The sequence below is a fragment of the Sphaerisporangium sp. NPDC051011 genome (assembly GCF_040653595.1).
Lineage (GTDB): Bacteria > Actinomycetota > Actinomycetes > Streptosporangiales > Streptosporangiaceae > Sphaerisporangium.
Genome location: NZ_JBFAGG010000001.1, coordinates 197,181 through 215,826, shown reverse-complemented (window position 1 = coordinate 215,826; position 18,646 = coordinate 197,181). Strand labels below are relative to the sequence as shown.

At 70.2% G+C, this 18,646-nt stretch carries 16 protein-coding genes and 1 pseudogene; 12 read left to right on the top strand and 5 right to left on the bottom strand.

What is annotated here, in order from left to right:
* Window positions 1–536: 536 nt before the first annotated feature.
* Complete coding sequence (locus AB0H21_RS00970; RefSeq protein ID WP_358509616.1) at window positions 537–1,004, top strand: hypothetical protein; 468 nt, start codon at window positions 537–539, stop codon at window positions 1,002–1,004.
* Between the two features lie 114 nt (window positions 1,005–1,118).
* Here AB0H21_RS00970 and AB0H21_RS00965 read toward each other — a convergent pair whose 3' ends face one another.
* On the bottom strand, window positions 1,119–2,660 hold the full coding sequence (locus AB0H21_RS00965; RefSeq protein WP_358509613.1) for an aldehyde dehydrogenase family protein: 1,542 nt from the start codon (window positions 2,658–2,660) through the stop codon (window positions 1,119–1,121).
* A 573-nt stretch (window positions 2,661–3,233) separates the two neighbouring features.
* Here AB0H21_RS00965 and AB0H21_RS00960 point away from each other — a divergent pair.
* Window positions 3,234–4,079 (top strand): TNT domain-containing protein, encoded by an 846-nt coding sequence (locus tag AB0H21_RS00960; protein ID WP_358509610.1) that lies wholly within the window; start codon window positions 3,234–3,236, stop codon window positions 4,077–4,079.
* 84 nt (window positions 4,080–4,163) lie between these two features.
* Here the strand turns inward: AB0H21_RS00960 and AB0H21_RS00955 are convergent.
* Window positions 4,164–4,268, bottom strand: a pseudogene (locus AB0H21_RS00955) (cupin domain-containing protein); the annotation flags it as partial.
* Between the two features lie 306 nt (window positions 4,269–4,574).
* Window positions 4,575–5,276 carry a TetR/AcrR family transcriptional regulator gene (locus AB0H21_RS00950; protein WP_358509607.1) on the bottom strand — a complete coding sequence of 234 codons (702 nt, stop codon included), beginning with the start codon at window positions 5,274–5,276 and terminating at the stop codon, window positions 4,575–4,577.
* Window positions 5,277–5,392: 116 nt separating this feature from the next.
* Between AB0H21_RS00950 and AB0H21_RS00945 the strand changes: the two genes are divergently transcribed.
* The 10 genes from AB0H21_RS00945 to AB0H21_RS00900 all read left to right on the top strand — a co-directional run bounded on the left by AB0H21_RS00945 (window position 5,393) and on the right by AB0H21_RS00900 (window position 14,998).
* Window positions 5,393–6,412 carry a DMT family transporter gene (locus AB0H21_RS00945; RefSeq protein ID WP_358509605.1) on the top strand — a complete coding sequence of 340 codons (1,020 nt, stop codon included), beginning with the start codon at window positions 5,393–5,395 and terminating at the stop codon, window positions 6,410–6,412.
* Window positions 6,413–6,662: 250 nt separating this feature from the next.
* On the top strand, window positions 6,663–7,484 hold the full coding sequence (locus AB0H21_RS00940; RefSeq protein WP_358509602.1) for an MBL fold metallo-hydrolase: 822 nt from the start codon (window positions 6,663–6,665) through the stop codon (window positions 7,482–7,484).
* 45 nt (window positions 7,485–7,529) lie between these two features.
* On the top strand, window positions 7,530–8,234 hold the full coding sequence (locus tag AB0H21_RS00935) for a DsbA family protein (protein ID WP_358509599.1): 705 nt from the start codon (window positions 7,530–7,532) through the stop codon (window positions 8,232–8,234).
* An 876-nt stretch (window positions 8,235–9,110) separates the two neighbouring features.
* Complete coding sequence (locus tag AB0H21_RS00930; protein WP_358509596.1) at window positions 9,111–10,322, top strand: aminotransferase class I/II-fold pyridoxal phosphate-dependent enzyme; 1,212 nt, start codon at window positions 9,111–9,113, stop codon at window positions 10,320–10,322.
* Entirely contained in the window at window positions 10,312–10,809 is a 498-nt protein-coding gene (locus tag AB0H21_RS00925; RefSeq protein WP_358509593.1) for a DUF6190 family protein, read from the top strand. The genes AB0H21_RS00930 and AB0H21_RS00925 overlap by 11 nt, the downstream gene beginning before the upstream one ends.
* Window positions 10,810–10,820: 11 nt before the next feature.
* Window positions 10,821–11,612, top strand: a complete 792-nt coding sequence (locus AB0H21_RS00920; RefSeq protein ID WP_358509591.1) for a dihydrodipicolinate synthase family protein — start codon at window positions 10,821–10,823, stop codon at window positions 11,610–11,612.
* Window positions 11,609–12,439 carry an iron-containing redox enzyme family protein gene (locus AB0H21_RS00915; protein WP_358509588.1) on the top strand — a complete coding sequence of 277 codons (831 nt, stop codon included), beginning with the start codon at window positions 11,609–11,611 and terminating at the stop codon, window positions 12,437–12,439. Before AB0H21_RS00920 ends, AB0H21_RS00915 begins: the two co-directional genes overlap by 4 nt.
* Window positions 12,436–12,759 (top strand): Rieske (2Fe-2S) protein, encoded by a 324-nt coding sequence (locus tag AB0H21_RS00910; RefSeq protein ID WP_358509585.1) that lies wholly within the window; start codon window positions 12,436–12,438, stop codon window positions 12,757–12,759. The genes AB0H21_RS00915 and AB0H21_RS00910 overlap by 4 nt, the downstream gene beginning before the upstream one ends.
* Window positions 12,756–14,261 (top strand): cytosine permease, encoded by a 1,506-nt coding sequence (locus tag AB0H21_RS00905; protein WP_358509582.1) that lies wholly within the window; start codon window positions 12,756–12,758, stop codon window positions 14,259–14,261. Before AB0H21_RS00910 ends, AB0H21_RS00905 begins: the two co-directional genes overlap by 4 nt.
* Window positions 14,258–14,998 (top strand): DsbA family protein, encoded by a 741-nt coding sequence (locus tag AB0H21_RS00900; protein ID WP_358509579.1) that lies wholly within the window; start codon window positions 14,258–14,260, stop codon window positions 14,996–14,998. The genes AB0H21_RS00905 and AB0H21_RS00900 overlap by 4 nt, the downstream gene beginning before the upstream one ends.
* Window positions 14,999–15,059: 61 nt before the next feature.
* Here the strand turns inward: AB0H21_RS00900 and AB0H21_RS00895 are convergent, their stop codons facing one another.
* Both AB0H21_RS00895 and AB0H21_RS00890 read right to left on the bottom strand, forming a co-directional pair.
* On the bottom strand, window positions 15,060–16,238 hold the full coding sequence (locus AB0H21_RS00895; protein WP_358509576.1) for a VWA domain-containing protein: 1,179 nt from the start codon (window positions 16,236–16,238) through the stop codon (window positions 15,060–15,062).
* On the bottom strand, window positions 16,238–18,571 hold the full coding sequence (locus tag AB0H21_RS00890) for a DUF5682 family protein (protein WP_358509573.1): 2,334 nt from the start codon (window positions 18,569–18,571) through the stop codon (window positions 16,238–16,240). Before AB0H21_RS00890 ends, AB0H21_RS00895 begins: the two co-directional genes overlap by 1 nt.
* Between the last annotated feature and the right edge of the window lie 75 nt (window positions 18,572–18,646).

Sequence of the window (18,646 nt, the reverse complement as noted above, 5' to 3'; positions counted from 1 at the left end):
GGGCCTCCCGGTGTGGCGCCGCTCTGGCGTAGGATACTCCTCACAACAGAAGTTGATGATTCAACTATTCCACCGCCGAGGATGTTCGGGCGTGTGTAACAAATCGAGCTAATTTTCCGGCAAGATTTGGTCAAGATTTCCACAGCCGCTGGGCAGGACGACCCTCCGAAAAGGGGCACAACCACCGTATTGGCCCGCAAAGCGGAGGTAAGACCCCTGTGGAAACACCCTCGCCCTGGCAGCCCTCACCCTCTCTCGGGGGTGGCCTCCACGACGAACAGCGCAACGGATGGAACGGCGGAACGGTCGGCGAGCCGTACGCTGGGCAGGGGGCGTGGCCCTACGCCGGGCAGGGGGCATGGCCCTACGGCGGCCCCGAGACCGTCACGCGACCCGGTCCCGCTGTCCCGGACACACCCCCCGCCGCGCCCACGGCCAATAGGGGAGCTCCCGGGACCTCCCAGGGATACGGTCTAGGCGGCGTTCCGCTCACCGGCCCCTCATTCGCGCCTCCGGGCAGTAACCTCCAAGACCAGATGGCGCACCCCTGGACGCCCCCGGAGACGCCCCCCGAAGCCCCTCCGCACTCCTCGGAGGGTTCGACCTCGGGCGAGGAGACCGGGTACGGGCGCTCGGCGGCGAGGCCGCGGTCCATCAAGCCGGTTGTCGTAGCCTTCGCGGCGGCGGCGCTCGTCGTTTTCGTCCTCGTCGGAGTCGCCGTGTTCGGAGGCTCTACGCCCGCCGACGGAAGCGAAGCGATGGCGGGACCGTCCACCAGCGGAATCGCGGCCATGCTGGCCGGACTGGTGCTGCTGCTCGTGGGCGGAGTCGTCGCCATCATGGTCGTCCGAGGCCAGCAGGCGGCTCGCCGCCGGGCCGAGGAGGCCAGAGACCGCGCCATGGAACGCGCGCAATTGCTCGCCGCCGCCATGGAACCCGAAGCGGCCATGCGCCTCCTCGGCTACGACTCGACCTCCCACCCCGCCCCCCACCAAACGCCATGACACGTGCTGCCGGGTGCGGCCGGGGTGGCCGGATGCTGCTTCGCAGCCTGAAGTCCAGGTCGGCTGGGCCGATGGTGCTTCACACGGTGAAGCCCGGGTCGGGTGGGTGGTGCTTCACAGCTTGAAGTCCAGGTCGGGGATGATTTCGGCGACGTCCATCTGGGCCTTCTGCAGGCGGCCTGAGTAGTCCCAGTTCATGGCCTGCCAGCGGGTGAACTGGTCGAGCACCCACTGCCCGGACTGGCGGCTGCCGTTGCCCGACTTCCCGTTGCCGCCGAAGGGCAGGTGCGCCTCGGCGCCGGAGGTCGAGTTGTTGACGCTCACCATGCCGGCCCCGATGCCGGCCCGGAACCGGAACGCGGACTTCGGGTCGGTCGTGTAGATGGAGGACGACAGCCCGTACCCGGGCCGGTTGGCGAGTTCGACCGCTTCGTCCAGGCCGGCGAACGACGTCACCCCCACGATCGGGCCGAACGTCTCCTCCAGGAACAGGCGGTCCTGGGGACGCACCCCGTCCACGACGACCGGGTGGTAGTACAGCCCGCCCGCGCCGTCGAACCCCGCGCGGGGGTTGTCGGCGGTGATCCGCCCCGTGGGACCGGTGACGACCGTGTGGTGCGGTTCGATCCAGCCCAGGTAGTCCTCGTAGCGGTCGGCGAACCATTGGTCGAGCATCGGGCCGTACAGAACGTCGCCCGCGGGGTCGCCGACGTGCGCCCCGGCCACGGCCCGCGCGTACCTGCCGACGAACTCCTGGTGCACGGACTCGTGCACCAGGACGGTGCCGAGCGAGGTGCATCGCTGCCCGGCTGTGCCGAACCCGGAGAACAGCGCGCCCTCGACGGCCAGGTCGAGATCGGCGTCGGGCATGATCACCATGGGGTTCTTGCCGCCGAGCTCCAGGCACGGCGACTGGAGGTGACGCCCGCACAGCTCGCCGATCCGCCGCCCGACGGCGGTGGAGCCGGTGAAGCCGACCTTCTGGACGGTGCCCTCGCCGAGCGCGGTGTCCAGCCCGGCGAAGGTGGTGGGCCCGTCGGCGAAGACGATGTTGAGCACCCCGTCGGGCAGCCCGGCCGCCGCGAACAGCCGGTACATCGCGTGGGCGGAGGCCGCGGCGTACTCGGCGGGCTTCCACACCACGGCGTTGCCGCAGAGCAGGGCGGGGACGAGATACCAGCTGGGCACCGCGACCGGGAAGTTGCCCGCGGTGATGACCGCGGCGACGCCCACGGGGACGCGGAATGTGAAGAGGCTCTTGTCGGGCATCTCTGACGGCACGGTCTGGCCGTAGAGGCGGCGGCCCTCGCCGAGGAAGAAGTCGCAGGTGTCGACGATCTCGCGGACCTCGCCGAGCGCCTCGGCGTACGGCTTGCCGATCTCGGCGGTCACCAGGCGCGCCAGCGCCTCGGCGTTGGCCTCGACCAGTCGCCCGATCGAGGCGATCACCCGGCCGCGCACCGGCGCGGGGACGGCGGCCCACTCGCGCTGGGCGGCCGAGGCCACGCCGCAGGCCCAGGCGAACGTCGCCTCGCTCGCGAGCCGGACCTTGGCCACGGTCTCGGACGTGCGTGCCGGGTTGACCGACTCGTAGGCCGGGCCGGTGGCGTCGTCGGCCGGTTTGCCACCGATGACGGAGCTGATCTGGCGGGTCACCGTTGACCTCCTCACGTGGGCTCTTGCCAGCATTCTTCCGCCTGAACCGGCTTTCCCCAACACGCCCCCCGCCATCTGTGGACAACTTCGCGTCGTCCACAGGGACGGTCGTCACGAACCTCGCGAACAGGGTTCGGCGGTGGTCGGCGGGGCCGGGCAGCGATGCGCTCCCAGGCCCGGCGATGCGGCCGCCCGGGCTCAGGAGGCGGATGGACCACGGAGGCGTCCCGCCGGTGAGCACGGCCCGGGACGAGGCGGGCAACCACGCCGATCGTCTCGAGGCCGGTGTGAAAGAGGCCGCGCTCGGCATTTCCGAATGTGACTGACATTGAAGTGGATCGCGCGCTTTGGCGTGCGATCTTTGTCGTTTCATTGCCGTGCTCGCGAAACTCCTGATCAAGATACGGGTACGCACGAGATCGATTGTCACCGCTTTCTGGAGCGGGCCGAATTCCGGGCGGCCGGTGCCGTGCCGCCGGAGAAACGGGCGAAAACCCTCCAGGTCGAACAAGGCGGATCTCGTCAATCAACCTGTTTCCCCTGATCCGTCGCGATCGATGGATCCAGGGAGGCGTGCCCGAATTCGCACCCATCGATCAGGAGGATCCGTTGCGAAATTTTCGCCGACGCGCGTCGCTGGCCGCCGCCATCGGCATCACCGCCCTTTCCCTTGCCGGCGTGCCGGCCCAGGCGGGCACCCGAACCGATTCCGTGACGAGGACGGCCTCCGTTCGCACGGCCGTACCTGTTGCGCCCGTCGCGTCGGCTCACGCTGTCCACGCGCCTGGTGGGGACGCCGCCGGCGTGGCGGTGCCGCAGTCCGCCGGGGGGACCTCCACTCCCGACGAGCCGGTCTGCGTGGCCCCCTACATCAATGAGGATCCGAGGCTCGGGCCGATGATTCTGCCGAGAAAAGGCATCCTGGGCAGGATTCTGGCCGATTACGAGCCGCTCGGCGGGCTTCCTCCGCAGAAGTTCCTGAACCGGTACTGGGACTGGGGAAAGAATTCGTACCGTTACCCGCCTGATTTCGGATTCGCCCGCTCCGGCGGCTACTCCAACGGCAGGCCGCTCATCGCCTCGAAAACGCTGCGCATCGGCGAGCGGGTGGACCGCTTCGGAAGCGAATTCGGTGCCTTCCTCGCCCCTTATGGCACGCCGTACGCCGAACGGAGCATTCCGCCCACCAACCTGGACACGTTCCCGGATTCCCCGGAATATCCTTGTAACTACCGTGCCTACCGGGTGAGCCGGGACTTCGCCGTCGATTTCGGCCCCATCGCCTCGGCGTTCCAGCAGCCGGGCGGAGGCTCGCAGTACCACCTGGTCAGCAGGCTGATCGCCGAGGCGCCGCAGACGCGGGACGAGGTCCCGGTGAAGTGGCTGGTCGACAACGGCTATCTGCAGCGGATCAACTGATCGGCCCCGCCGCCGGGAGCGCGCCTCCGGCCCGCGGGCTACCGGGGCGCGCGCTCCGTCGAGGACACCGAAGGTCAGGCGTCGCAGGGCCCGGAAGCCGGCGAAGTCGAAACCGGGCGACGCCACGCAGCTCACCAGGACGCCCTCGTCCCCGGCGGGACGGGCGGCCTGCCACGTGCCGGCCGGGAGCGGTTGCACGGCGTTGCTGATGAAGTACGTCCGCCGTCCCGGCGAGGCCCCGCCGGACGCGCGCCCGCTGCACGTCCGCTTCCACGCCTTTCCCGCGGACGGCTGACCGGCGGCCGGCGTATTCACATTCCATAGGCGGTCATAGGCGAACTCGATGCCCGCCGCTCGCCCATAGAAGTGATTCATGTCCCTCCGCAGAAACCCATTCACGTCCCGAATCCGGTCATCGGCGAATTCGATGCGCGAAGGGGCGGGACGCACGGCCCGGCTCTGAGTGGGAGGTTTCCCGGGGGGCGGAAAGCGGCGTCACGCGCGGTCCGTCAGACGGCGCGCCATCCAGATCAGCGATTCGGTTATCTGTTCCTTCGATAGTCCCAGCGTGCGCCGCTGGAACCGGTACACCTCGGGCGCCAGCGGGGCCAGGACGGGGTCCACCGCCCCGTCCGGGTCCGGCGCCTCGGCGTGGACCAGCAGCATGCGCACGTGCACGCGCCAGAAATCGTAGGCCCCCGTGACGAACCTGGCCCTGCCGGTCTCCGCGCCCAGGATGAGGTGGAGATGACGTTCCAGCAGGTCAACGGAGGCCTCGTAGAAGGCGACGAGCCGTTCGGTGGGCGGGGCGCCCGGACCGAGCGGCGGTTCGCCACGCAGCAGATCCTCCTGGAGGCGCCGCTCGTGCTCGTCGAGCAGCGCGATGCAGATGGACGCGGGGTCGGGATACCGCCGGTAGAGGGTCGCGCGGCCCACGCCGGCGGCGCGCGCGATCTCTTCCATGGTCACGTCGCGCGCGTCCATCGTCGCGAACAGCCGTTCCGCCGCCTCCAGGACCCGTGCCCGGTTGCGCGCGGCGTCCGCGCGCTCCTGAACCGGAGGGCGGGTCTGTTCGGGGGAAGAAAACTGGAGTAAAGGGAGTTCACGGAGGGCGGGACCGAGCACCGACCCGATCTGACGTGTCGGAGTCTCCTTCTTCGCCGAGTTCCCGTCGGCACCGTTATGCAATTCGCTCATACCCCCATCGTAGGGCGTTCAACTGAGTCATGTGGACATCGCGTCCACTTGTGTCGTACTGTTGGGGACAGCTAACCGGACCCAATGTCCACTTCTCCGTCGATGAGGATTCCGAAATGCATGCCCTCCTCCTCGCCTCGGCACTGCTGATCGGCTGCCTGTTAGCCGTGCAGGCCTCGGTGAACCTCCAGCTCAACAAGGCCGTCGGTACCCCGTATGGTGCCTCCACGCTCCAGCTGAGCGTGGCGACCGCGCTCCTGGCCGTCCTGGCCGTCGCCGTCGGGACGATCACCGCGGTCGACCTGGTGCCGGACGTCCCGTTCTGGCACCTGCTCGGCGGCCTCGCCAGCCCGCTCTACATCACCAGCGGCATCCTGCTCTTCCCGCGCCTCGGCGCCCTGGCCGCGGTCGGCCTGTTCGTCACGGGCCAGATGTTCGCCTCCCTGGGCCTGGACCTGCTGGGCCTGATCGGCATCGAGCAGAAGCCGATCAGCGTCGGCATCGTCGTCGGCGCCATCGCGGTCCTGGTCGGCATCACGGTCATCATCCGCAGCCAGCTCGTCGCCCAGAAGGTTCCGGCGGCCGCCACGCCCGTCGCGGTCACCGTGGGCGGCGGCGGTTCGGTCGCGACGGCCGCCAGGCCCGCCGCGCCCGCCCCGGCTCCGAAGCGCTCCGGCCTCGGCCAGGGAGGCTGGATCGTCCTCGGCCTCATCGCCGGCGCCGTGCTGCCCATCCAGGGCGCGATCAACGCCCAGCTCCGCAAGGATCTGCAGGCCCCGGTGACCGTGGCGATGATCAGCTTCATCGTCGCCACGCTGACCATCCTCGTCACCCTGCTCCTCCTGCGTGCCACCCGCCGCACCCCGGCGCCGAAGTTCGAGCCGCTGCGCCGCATGCCGTGGTGGGGCTGGCTCGGTGGCGCCTGCGCCGCCGCGTACGTGACGGCGACGTTCATGCTGATCCCGACCATCGGCGCCGCGACCACGGTCGCGCTGACGGTGACCGGCCAGCAGGTGGCCTCGGCGGTCGTCGACAACTACGGCCTGTTCCGGATGCCCCGCCGCCCGCTCACGCTGCCCCGCCTCGGCGGACTGGCCCTGCTCATCGCCGGGTCGGTGCTCGTCCAGCTCACCTGAGATCACCCGGATGGTCTGCGCGGCCGACCCCCCGAGCTCGGACCGCACCAGGACCATCCGGACCCGTCCAGAGCCACTCGGATCCACCAGATCGACGCGGTACCACCCGATGGACGCGGCACAGCCGGAGCCCGACCCGGCCTCTTGATTCCTCAGGCCTGAGATTCCCTCAGGCCTGAGACATCTCAGCGCGAGAAGGCATCCCAGCTGCCCGGCCCTGAGACTCCCCGAACTCCGAAAGGACTCCTCCGTGCCTTCGAACCTGCGAGCCACCTACCAGGCGGCTCCGGACGTCTTCACCTTCCCGTCGTCCTTACCGATCCCCGGCGCGGGGCGGCTGCCGGTGAACGCCTTCCTGATCCGCTCGGCGCAGCCGATCCTGGTCGACACCGGCATGGCGATCGACCGGGGCCACTTCGAGAACGCCCTGTGGTCGCTGGTCGAGCCCGAGGACCTGCGCTGGATCATCCTCACGCACGATGACCGCGACCACGCCGGCAACCTCAAGGAAGTCCTGATGGCGGCCCCGCACGCCAAGCTGATCACCAACGGCCTGTCGGTCGCGCGGCTCGGCGAGGAGTGGGACGTGCCCGCCCACCGCGTGGTGCAGGTCAACCCCGGCCGGACGCTGGACCTCGGCGGGCGTGAGATCAGCCTGCTGCGTCCCCCGTCCTTCGACTCCCCCTCGACGCTCGCGGTGTACGACCACCGGAGCGAGGCGCTGTTCAGCGCGGACAGCCTCGGCACCGTCATTCCCGAGCTGGCCGAGAACGCCGCCGAGGTCTCCCGCACCGACTACCTCGACGGCGTGTCGATGTTCACCCGGGCGAACGCCCCCTGGACCGCGCTGGTGGACCAGAACAAGTGGAACGCCCTGCTGGACAGCGTCGCGCTCCTGCGTCCCCGCCTCGTGCTGAGCGCTCACGGCCTGACCGTGGAGGACCGCATCGAGGAACTGCTGGGGACCGTGCGCGCCGTCCCGACCCAGCAGCCGTGGCTGCCGGGCGAGGACGTCGAGGCCGCCACCCTGCTGGCCGCGCACGACACGCTGGCCGAGGTCACGGCCTTCTGACCCGCCGCGTGGCTACCTTTTCCCTGATCACAAAGGAGTGAACACGTGACCACAGTGAATCCCGCCGAGGCGAACCCCACCCCGGAGCCCGGACGCATCATCATCTTCTCGGACATCTGGTGCTCGTTCGCGCACATCGCCATCCACCGGCTCCACGTGACCCGGGAGCGGCTCGGCCTGACCGACGCGGTCCAGTTCGACCACCGCGCCTTCCCGCTGGAGATGCTCAACGACGCGCCGAGCCCCCGGCCCGGCACGGACAGCGAGGTCGGCCGGATGGCGAGCCACGAGCCCGAGGCCGGCTGGCAGCTCTGGCAGGCCAAGGACTGGCTGTACCCGTCGACCACCCTGCCCGCGCTGGAGGCCGTCCAGGCCGCCAAGGAGCAGGGATGGGCCGCCTCCGAGCAGCTCGACCTCGCCCTGCGGAAGGCGTTCTGGGCCGAGTCGCGGTGCATCAGCCACCGCAAGGTCATCCTCGACACGGCCGCATCCACCGGCGTGGTCGACGTGGCGGCGCTCAACGAGGCGCTGGACGACGGCCGCGCGCGGCACTCGCTCTCCGAGCAGACGGCGCTCGCGAAGTCCGACCGGATCAACTGCAGCCCGCACCTGTTCCTCCCTGACGGGACGAACCACGCCAACCCCGGCATCCAGGTGGGCTGGACCGGCGCGTACGGCATCGGCTGGCCGGTCGTGCACGCCGACGACCCGGCCGTGTACGAGGACATCCTCAAGCGGTCGGCCGCCTGAGCGGCGTACACCGCGGTAAAGACACAGCACACGGACAGGGCGACCGTCCCCCGGTGACCGTCGCCCTGTCCGTCATGCCCGCCATACCCTCCTGAGCTGTTTTCGGCCCAGCTCGCCGAGGACCGGCCGCACACGCCCATTGTGGCCGGTCGCACCCGGCCGTCTCCTGCCTTTTCTCCGGCCGCGCCCCCTCTTTCGCGTCTTATCTCGCGGCGCCCCGCGCCGCCCCTCTCCTCATCTGCCCTGCCGATGCAGCCGTTCGGTCGAACGATCCGGCTTTCCGGCGACGGCATTAAATGCGCGCGATCCGTGTTATCGCGTCCGACGGCGCGCCACTTCTCCGCCCGACCACTCGGGCGATCCGTCCACGTGACTCCCTCATGTGATTCCTATGTGACTCCCGAGCTCCTCGGGCCGTACCTGACCTGCGGCCTGAGGAGCGACGGGCCCGTTCTCGCCGACCCGGCAGGACCCCCGAATTCCTCACTCGAATTCCTCACATGCCCGTCGGCTCCTCACTTTCGAGAACCCGCGTCCAACTGTGGAAGGCGCGCTCAGGCGCGCCCCACAGCGGTGGTCTCCCGATTACGCGAGGGCCGAAGAACGACCCGGAACATTCAACCAGGCACTCCACAGCTGAACGCCGGCGGCACCCCGTTCGACCGAGTGTTGACTCACGAAGAATCGGCTGCCTAGCATGTCTCACGTCTGGAAATTACAGGCAGTGAAAAGCAGGCGAAAGCCCGCGGGCCGGTTTCCAGAGAAAGACCCGGGAATGGCGAACCCACACGCGGATGTTCCCCCCGGCGGTCCACAGTTCCCCACGCCCCACCGTTTCAGCGAAATCCCACGTCATTTCAAAGAAAGGTGTTCGCCGTGAGCGGCATCAACGCCATGCTGGAAGAATCCGTCGTCTCCAACTCCGACACCCCGGACGTCTCCACGTTCGTGGACCTCACCCAGCACGAGATCCAGGCTCTGAAGACCCGGTACAACCTGGCCGACGCCCACACCCACCAGCGCCAGTCGGGCAGCCAGGACAAGATCGTGCTCCAGCTCCCCGAGATCTGGTACGAGGCCGAGGAGAACCAGCAGGCGTACTTCGAGGAGCGTTTCATCGACGCCTTCTTCCGCCTGCACAAGCAGCCGACCGCCCGGGCCATGAAGAAGACCTGGCTCTCCTACTCGGCCAGCGTCTCCACGATGGTCGCCGGCATGTACCTGCAGCAGCGTGAGATGTCGGTCGGCCTCATCGAGCCGTGCTTCGACAACCTGGTCGACCTGCTCCGCCACATGGAGGTCCCGCTCGCCCCGCTCCCCGAGGAGTGGCTGCACAACCCCTCCGAGATCTACGCCAACCTGCAGCAGCTCGACACCGACGCCCTCTACCTGGTCGACCCGAACAACCCGACCGGCACGAGCCTCCTGAAGGACGGCCTGGAGGGCTTCAAGGAGGTCGTGCGCTACTGCAAGGACCACAACAAGCTGCTCATGATGGACTTCTGCTTCGCCTCCTTCGCGCTGGCGGACAAGAACATCGGCCGGGTCGACATCTACAAGCTCCTCGAGGAGTCCGGTGTCACCTACATGGCCCTGGAGGACACCGGCAAGACCTGGCCGGTCCAGGACGCCAAGGCCGCCATGCTGACGGTGAGCGAGGACATCAAGGAAGAGGTCTACAACATCCAGACCGCCGTCCTGCTGAACGTCTCGCCCTTCGTCCTGAACATGCTCACCCGCTACGTCGAGGACTCGATCGAGGACGACTTCGGGTCGGTGCGCGACGTCATCATCCAGAACCGCTCCGCGGCCATCGAGGCGATGGAGGGGACGATCCTCGAGTACATCGAGCCGGTCGTGAAGACCAGCGTCGCCTGGTTCCGCATCAAGGACGAGAACCTCACGGCCACCGAGCTGCAGGCGAAGCTGTTCGAGCGCGAGGTCTACGTGCTGCCGGGCACCTACTTCTTCTGGAACCAGCCGGAGAAGGGTGAGCGCTTCATCCGCATCGCCCTCGCCCGCCGCCCCGAGATCTTCGCCTTCGCGATGCGGCACATGAGGGAGGCGCTGCTCAGCCATGGCAAGTGAGATCTTCATCGACGCCGCCCTGTTCATGGGCATGCACAGCCAGGACGACGACGTGCGACGGGCCTGCAAGGGCTTCTTCGCCCGGCACCTGGCCGACGAGCGGGTCGTCCTGAACCAGGAGCAGGTCGGCAAGTGCGACGCCCTGGTGTGGCTGTACGGCCGCGAGGAGCAGGACGCCTACTACCCGTTCATGGACGTCCTCCACACCGACATGAAGATCCAGCGGATCGGCTACGAGGAGCGGGACCTGCGGACCGCCCTGGAGAACGAGTCGCTGGCCGGCCTCCCCATGCACGAGCGCCTGCTCGTCGCGATGGCGATCAACCGCGACGCGACGGTCATCACCGCCGGCCCCCGGCTGCGGGACCGCGAGGACCTGCCGGTCAGCTTCGTGGAGCCGGTCGACGGGGAGCCCGAGTTCCCCGAGTACCTGGAGCGGCTCTACGAGCCCTCCCTGAAACTACGCGTCAATCCCCGAGACCTCTGAGGTGCCCTTCAATGTACTCAGGAACCATCGTCCCCCTGGTCACGCCGCTCACCGCCTCGGGTGAGGTGTCCGAGCCGAGCGTGCGGCGCCTGGTGGACTCCCTTCGCCCCCACGTCAGCGGGCTCATGCCCGCGCTGACCACCGGTGAGGGCTGGAAGCTGTCCGACCGGCAGTGGCGCGACGTGGTGACCTACACCGTGCGCCACGCCGCCGGGCTCCCGGTGATCGCCGGCGTCCAGCTCCCCTCCACCGAGCAGGTCATCGAGCGGGCCAAGGTCGCCCAGGCGTGCGGCGCGTCCGCCGTCGCGGTGACCACCCCGTTCCAGCCGGACCTCAGCCAGGACGAGATCTACCAGCACTACGCCGACCTGCGGGAGGCCGTGTTCATCCCGCTGTTCATCTACAACGAGAAGGCCCTGTCGGGCAACCAGATCGAGCTGAAGACCCTGCTGCGCATCTGCGAGCTGCCCGACGTGGTCGGCATCAAGGAGTCCAGCGGCTCGGCCGAGTTCACCCGCAGCCTGATCGCCGCCCGCACCAAGGTGCCGGTGTTCGAGGGCTGGGAGAACCTGCTGCACGAGGCCGCGGGCGTGGACGGCTTCATCGGCCCGCTGGCCAACCTGGAGCCCGAGCTCGCCAACGCGATGCTGGCCGACCCCTCGGCCGCGCGCCAGAAGGAGATCAACGCCACCTGCGAGCGCTACGGCCTCTTCCTGGACGACTGGTACCGCCACGCCAAGAAGGAGCTGCTCCAGCGCGGCATCCTGGACACCGACCTGGCCGTCGAGGGCGTGGAGTTATGAAGGTCCAGCCGTCCGACAGCGCCCAGCGCCGCCTGTACAAGTACAACCGCTCCGTTCCGACCCCGGAGCAGTACGCCGAGATCTGGGACATCGAGAAGAACTGGGTGGTGGCCCGCGCCGAGAAGTTCGAGGCCGAGGCCCCCCGCTTCGACACCCGCACCGAATTCGCCCAGGCGCTCCGCGAGCGCCTGGACGAGGAGGAGGCCAACCCGTCCGACGGCGAGCAGTGGCTCGCCGAGGAGGCCACGCTCGACCAGTTCAAGGTGGTCGTCTCGGAGTTCGCCGTGGACGGCCTGGTGGAGTCGCAGTCGCACCTGGGGATCATCCGCAGGCTGCCGTCCAGGTCCCGGATGGCGGTCCTGCGGGTGCTGATCGACGAATTCGGCTGCGGCAACGACGACTTGGAACACTCCGCGATCTACGCCAAGCTCATGACCGAGCTCGGCCTGCCCACCGACCTCGAGTACTACGCCGACCGGGTCGAGGACACCAGCTTCGCGTACGTCAACCTGTTCCACTGGCTGGCCGACCGGTCGCCCGACCCCGAGTACTTCCTCGGCGCGTACTCCTACTTCGAGTCCAGCGTGCTGTACGCCTTCAAGCCCTACGCGGCGGCGTCCAAGCGGCTCGGCATCGAGAACGACAAGTACTACAACGAGCACCTGTACATCGACAGCTTCCACAGCCGGCAGATGAAGGAGTCCATCCGCCTGCTGGGCACCGAGCGCGAGGTCGACCTGGCCAAGGTGTGGACGGGTGTCGAGCTGACCAGCCAGGCCGTCGCCGAGGCCACCGAGGCCGCGATCGAGAAGGCCAAGGCGTCATGACCACGACCGTCGACGGTCCGGCCGTCGAACAGGAAGAACCCTCCTTACGGCAGCTCACCGACGACCTCGTGCTCGTGGAGGTCGGCGGCAAGCGGATCGCGATCCAGTCCCAGTGCCCCCACCGGAAAGGGCTCATGCGTTACGGGCACGTGAACCCGCGCACGCTGCGGATCAGCTGCCCGCTGCACTACTCCACGTTCGACCTGGTCACGGGCCGGCAGGTCGCCGGCCCGCCCTGCGGGTCGCTGGGGGTCAACGTGATCCCCGACGGCGCCCCGCTGCCGCAGTCCGGCACCGGCGGCGAGGAGGAGCCGGCATGACCGTCAGCGAGATCACCCCCAAGAGTCCTGCGGCCTCGGCCGCTCCGGCGCCCGAGCCGCAGGGCTCGGGCCGGGTCGAGGCGCACGGCGTCGACCGCATCCCCGAGTCCGAGCGCACCGACTCGCCCCGCGAGTTCATGTGGGTGTGGCACTCGGCCCAGTTCTCCTTCGGCACCGTGGTGCTGGGGTCCATCCCCATCACCTTCGGCCTGGGATGGTGGGCCACCGTCAGCTCGGTGCTGGTCGGGCTGCTGATCGGCACCGCGGTGTTCGCGCCGCTCGTGCGGTTCGGCAAGCGGACCGGCGCCAACGACCCGGTCTCCAGCGGCGCCCACTTCGGCGTGCGCGGCCGGATCATCTCCAACGTGATCACGATCGTCGTGGCCACGGGCTTCTTCGCGATCGCGGTGTGGACGGGTGCGACCGCGATCCTGGTCGCCGGGCAACGACTGTTCGGCACGTCCACCGGGTCCACCGGGCTCGCGATCACCATGCCGGTCGTGGCGGTCGCGGTCGTCGTCCTCGCGGTCTACGGCCACAAGGCCCTGCTCGCGACGTACAAGACCATGACCGTGATCGGCGGGCTGGTGCTGCTGGCGCTGGTCGCCGTGCTGCTGCCCAAGTTCTCCCTCGGCTTCGAGGGCGGCGAGTACGTCCTGGGGGACTTCTGGAAGACCTGGCTGCTGGCGGTGTCGTTCAGCGCGACGCTGCCGGTCTCGTACTCCACCTTCCAGGGTGACTACAGCCGCTACCTGTCTCCCGCGACCAGCGACCGGGCCGCTGTGGCCTACAACGGCGTGGCGATGTACCTGAGCAACGCGATCGCGCTGCTCGTCGGCGCCTACGTCACGAGCCTGTTCACCGACATGTCGGTGCCGTGGATCGTCGGGACCGCCGAGGTCGTGCCGCAGTGGTTCGGCGTAGTCGTCATCGCCTTCGGTTTCGCCGGCACGCTGCCGCAGGGCGCCCTGTGCATCTACGCGGCGGGCCTGTCGGCCCACTCGATGCTGTGGCGCATGTCCCGGGCCACCGTCACGTGGCTGGTGTCCCTGATCGGCATCGCGACGCTGTACATCGGCGCGATCGCCTTCGACGCGATCGACTCGATCTCGGCCTTCGTGCTGATCCTGCTGGTCCTGGTCTCGCCCTGGACGGCGATCATGCTGGTCGGCTTCTCGCTGCGCCGCGGCCGCTACGTCCCCGACGAGCTGTACGGCTTCACCACCGGCGCGCGGCAGGGCCTGTACTGGTTCACCGGCGGGGTCAACCTGCGCGCCCTCGGCGCGTTCGTCCCGGCCGTGATCCTCGGCCTGCTGTTCGTCGGCAACACCCTCTACACCGGCCCGCTGGCCTCGCTCGCCAACGGCGTGGACCTGAGCTGCCTGGTGCCGTTCGTCACCGCGGCGGTCCTGTACTACGCCCTGTGGCGGCTCTTCCCCGAGGAGCGAACCCCCGAGGTGGCGACCGGCACGGCCGCGCCACTCGAAAGGAGCCACCGATGACGCTCGACCCCCGGCTTCCCGCGACACCGGACACGATCGTGGTGTTCTCCGACCTCAACTGCTCGTTCGCCCACCTGGGCGTCTACCGGCTGCACGAGGCGCGGCGGCGGCTCGGGCTGGAGGGACGGATCTTCTTCGACCACCGCGCCTTCCCGCTGGAGCTGTACAACCGCACCGTGAACGAGCGACCCGGCGTCGACTCCGAGGTCGCGGTCATCGGGGCCCTGGAGCCCAAGGCCGGGTGGCGGCTCTGGCAGGGCCCGGACTGGTCCTACCCGGTCACCATGCTGCCCCCGCTGGAGGCGGTGCAGGCGGCCAAGGCGCAGAGCATGCACGCCGGCGAGCAGCTCGACCTGGCACTTCGGAAGGCGTTCTGGGCGGAGGGCCGGTGCATCTCCCTGCGGCACGAGATCCTCGAGGTCGCGGCGCGGACCGGCGTCGTGGACGTCGAGGCGCTGGCGGCGGCCCTGGACGACGGCCGCGCCCGGCGCATGGTGATGGACCAGTTCGAGGCGTCGCGCGAGGGACGGGTGAACTGCAGCCCGCACGTTTTCCTTCACGACGGCACGAACATGGCCAACCCCGGCATCCGGACCCGCTGGGTGAACGGCGACTTCGGCATCGGCTTCCCGGTCATCGACGCGGACGACCCCACCGTCTACACCGACCTGCTGACCAGGGCCGCCGACCTGGCCGATGGCGCCTACGCCTCCCCGATCGGCGCCCGCGTCGGCTGACCGTGAGGATGTAGGTGAGCGCCTCCCGGTGGGGTCTGACCCAGCGTCTGACAGCGTGGCGCTATGTGGTGCGGACGGCGAGGGTGCGTTCGGCCCACTGGGCGATGTCGCGGCGCTCGATGGCGGCGGCCATGAGCCCCGGGAAGGCGTCCGGAGTGCAGGCGAACGCCGGCACGCCCAGCGCGGCGAGCGCCTCGGCGTTGTCGCGGTCGTAGTGGGGCTGACCCTCGTCCGAAAGGGCGAGCAGGACGATCACCTGCACCCCCGCCGCCGTCATCGCCGCGACCCGGCGCAGCATCTCCTCCCGCACCCCACCCTCGTACAGGTCGCTGATCAGGATGAAGATGGAGTTGGACGGACGGGTGATCAGCCCCTGGCAGTAGGCGATGGCCCGGTTGATGTCGGTGCCCCCGCCGAGCTGGGTGCCGAACAGCAGCTCGACCGGGTCGTGCAGCTGGTCGGTCAGGTCCACCACGCTGGTGTCGAAGACCACCAAAGACGTGCGCAGCGCCCGCATGGACGCCAGCACGGCCCCGAACACGCTCGAATAGACCACCGACGCCGCCATCGAGCCGCTCTGGTCGATGCACAGGGTGACCTCGCGGATCACCGCCTGCTGACGGCGCGCGTACCCGACCAGGCGGGACGGCACGACCGTGTTCCGCTCCGGCAGGTAGTTCTTGAGGTTGGCGCGGATCGTCCGGTCCCAGTCGATGTCGGCGACCCGGCGCGGCCGGTGCGTGCGGGCCGACCGGTCGAGCGCTCCGGTGACGGCCGTCCGGGTGCGCTGCGCCAGCCTGCGCTCCAGGTCGGCGACGACCTTGGCGACCACGGCGCGCGCCGACCGGCGGGCCGTCTCGGGCATCACCCGGTTGAGGGACAGCAACGTGCCCACGAGGTGGACGTCCGGCTCCACGGCCTCCAGCATCTCCGGCTCCAGCAGGAGGCGGGTGAGGTTGAGCCGCTCGATCGCGTCCTTCTGCATGACCTGGACGACCGTCGAGGGGAAGTACGACCGGATGTCCCCGAGCCAGCGGGCGACGCGCGGCGCCGAGGCGCCGAGACCCGCGCCGCGCTCGGCGTCCCCGTGACCGCCCGCGCCCTGCCCCGAGCCGCGCCCGCCGTTGTAGAGCGCGGCCAGCGCGGCGTCCATCTGGGCGTCGTCCCCGCTCAGGGCGCACCCTGTGCCGTCGGCGTCGCCGCCGAGGGCCAGCCGCCACCTGCGCAACCGCTCGTCCATCACGCGCTCCTGTCTGAGGTGGTCGCGGACATGAGATCGCTTCCCAAGATCGTGAGTACCGTGCGGACGGCCGGCGCGGCGAGCTCCTCGTCCGCTTCCAGGGCGGCGACCCGCCCGGACTCGCCCGAGGACACGCGCTCGCCGATGGCGCGGCGCTCCGGCGGGGTGAACGCGCCGAACGTGCGGCGCAGCAGTGGCAGCACGTCCACGAACGCCTCGCCGGTCAGGCCGGTGAGCCAGGTGTCGATCAGGCCCAGCAGGCCGGCGTCGTGGACGAGGAGCAGGCCGCTTCCCGCCAGGAACCCCTCCACCCAGGCCGCAGCCTGCGCGGGCGGCGTGCCCGCCGACATCGCCCGGGACATGCGCCGCGCGACCTCCTCGGCCGGGATCGTGCCGGCGTCGAGCAGGAGGCGGGTCAACCGGCCGCTGATCAGCCCGTGCACGTCGCGCCGCTCGGCGACCCCGCGCAGCGCCGCCAGCCACCCCTCCCGGCCGGACTCCAGCAACCCGACCGAGGCGTGCACCGCGTCGACGTGCCCGAGCATCGCGCGCGCCGAGTCGTCGTCCAGGCCGGTGACGGCGGCGGACAGGCCCGCCCGAATGCGGCCGAGCAGTGAGTCGACGATCACCGACAGGCCCGCCGCCGGGGTGCCGCGGACGTCGCCGTACCGCTGCGTGCGCACGAGGGCGGGCAGGGCCGCCATCAGGTGCGTGACGTCGTTGTCCAGGGCCGCCCGGGTGGAGATCGACGACAGGACGTGGGGGAGCGCGCCCGGCAGGTCGGCCAGAAGGCAGCGCTCGGCGACCGCGGTGAGCTCGGCGAGCGTTCTCGCCGGGGGCGCAGCGGACGGCCCGGGCCCCGCGTGCCGGGCCGTCCGCGGGGAACCCGGATCGACGAGCTCACGCACCCGGGCGGTCGCGGCGGCGGGGACGGTGGTGCCGTACCCGCTCGCCTCGATCAGGTCGATGTCGAACTCCGGCCGCCAGGCGAGAGTCCACGACTCGCGGAAGGTGCCCTTGCCCCGGGCCTCGCGCGCCGTCCCCCACTGCACGCCGAGCAGCCCGAGCCGGTGCAGTAGGCGGCTGCGGTCCAGGTCGAGGGGTTTGCGCAGGTCCAGGTCGAGCTCGCGGTCGAGCGCCTCGGGACGCAGCTTCAGGCGGCGCTGCCGGTCGCGCAGGTCGCGCTGGAGCGGGACCATCGGCGTGCTGTCCGGCACGCTCCCGAGCCGCTCGCCGACCACCATGCGCCGCTGGATCAGCTCCACCGGCAACTCGTCGCCCTCGCACAGCACCGCGCGGACCGCCTCGGTGACCTCCCCGAGCCCGGCCAGCGGGCGCCCCCGCACGACGGCGAGGCTGTGCGCCAGGCGGACGGCCTCGATGACGTGGGCGGAGGACACCGGCAGGTCCTCGTCCCGCAGGACGGCCGCCGCCGAGGCCAGCCAGCGCTCGATCGGCTTGTCCGGCGCGGAGAACAGGTGGTCGTACCAGCCGGGCGAGGTGATGCCCGCGCCGTAGCCGCTCCAGGAGGCCAGCCGCCCATGCGTCCACGGCACCCAGGTCATCTCCACCTTGACCTTGGGCAGCCCCTTGAGCAGGCGGTCGTCGGGCGCGCCCGGGCCCGGGTCGAGCAGCGCCGGGACGTGCCAGGCGCCGCACACCACGGCCACGTGCCGGTGGCCGTCCTTGACGGCGGCGCGCATCGTCCGGCGCATGTACGCCTCGCGCCGCGCCTCCTGCTCGTGCGGGACGTACCCCTCCCGCACGGTGGCCATCGCCTCGGCGATCACCTCGAACGGGGTGTCGCCGCGATGCTCGACCGCGTCCTCCCACCAGCGCTCCGGGTCGTCGTACCCCGCCGCGCGGGCGAGCTCGCCGATCGGATCACGGTGGACGACCGGGTCCCCCGGCCCGTCCGCCCCGTCCGCCCGTTCCGCCCGTTCCGCGTCCTCGTCGTCGGCAGGCGTGGTCGCCGGGCCCGGGGGATCGGCGTCCACGGAGGGGGCGACGGGCGGGGGGACCTGACCGGCCGGTGGGCCGGCCAGGCCGTGCGTCGCGGGCAGGTCGCAGAAGCGGACCGGGATGCCCGCGCGGAGGGCGTACCGGATGGCCTGCCATTCGGGCGAGAACGTCGCGAACGGCCAGAACGCGGCCTTGGACGGATCACCCGGCACGTGCGCCAGCAGCGCGACGGGCGGCTCCATCTGCGGATCGGCCGCCAGCGCCACCAGATCGTCGGCCTCGGGCGGGCCCTCGACCAGGACGATGTCGGGCCGCAGCCGTTCCAGCTCGGCCGCCACGGCGCGCGCCGAGCCCGGGCCGTGGTGGCGCACGCCGAGGACCGTGAACGTCGGCGCCGCACCCCCGTTTTTCCTGTGCCGACCGGACGGCGCGGCCGGGGCGCGCGG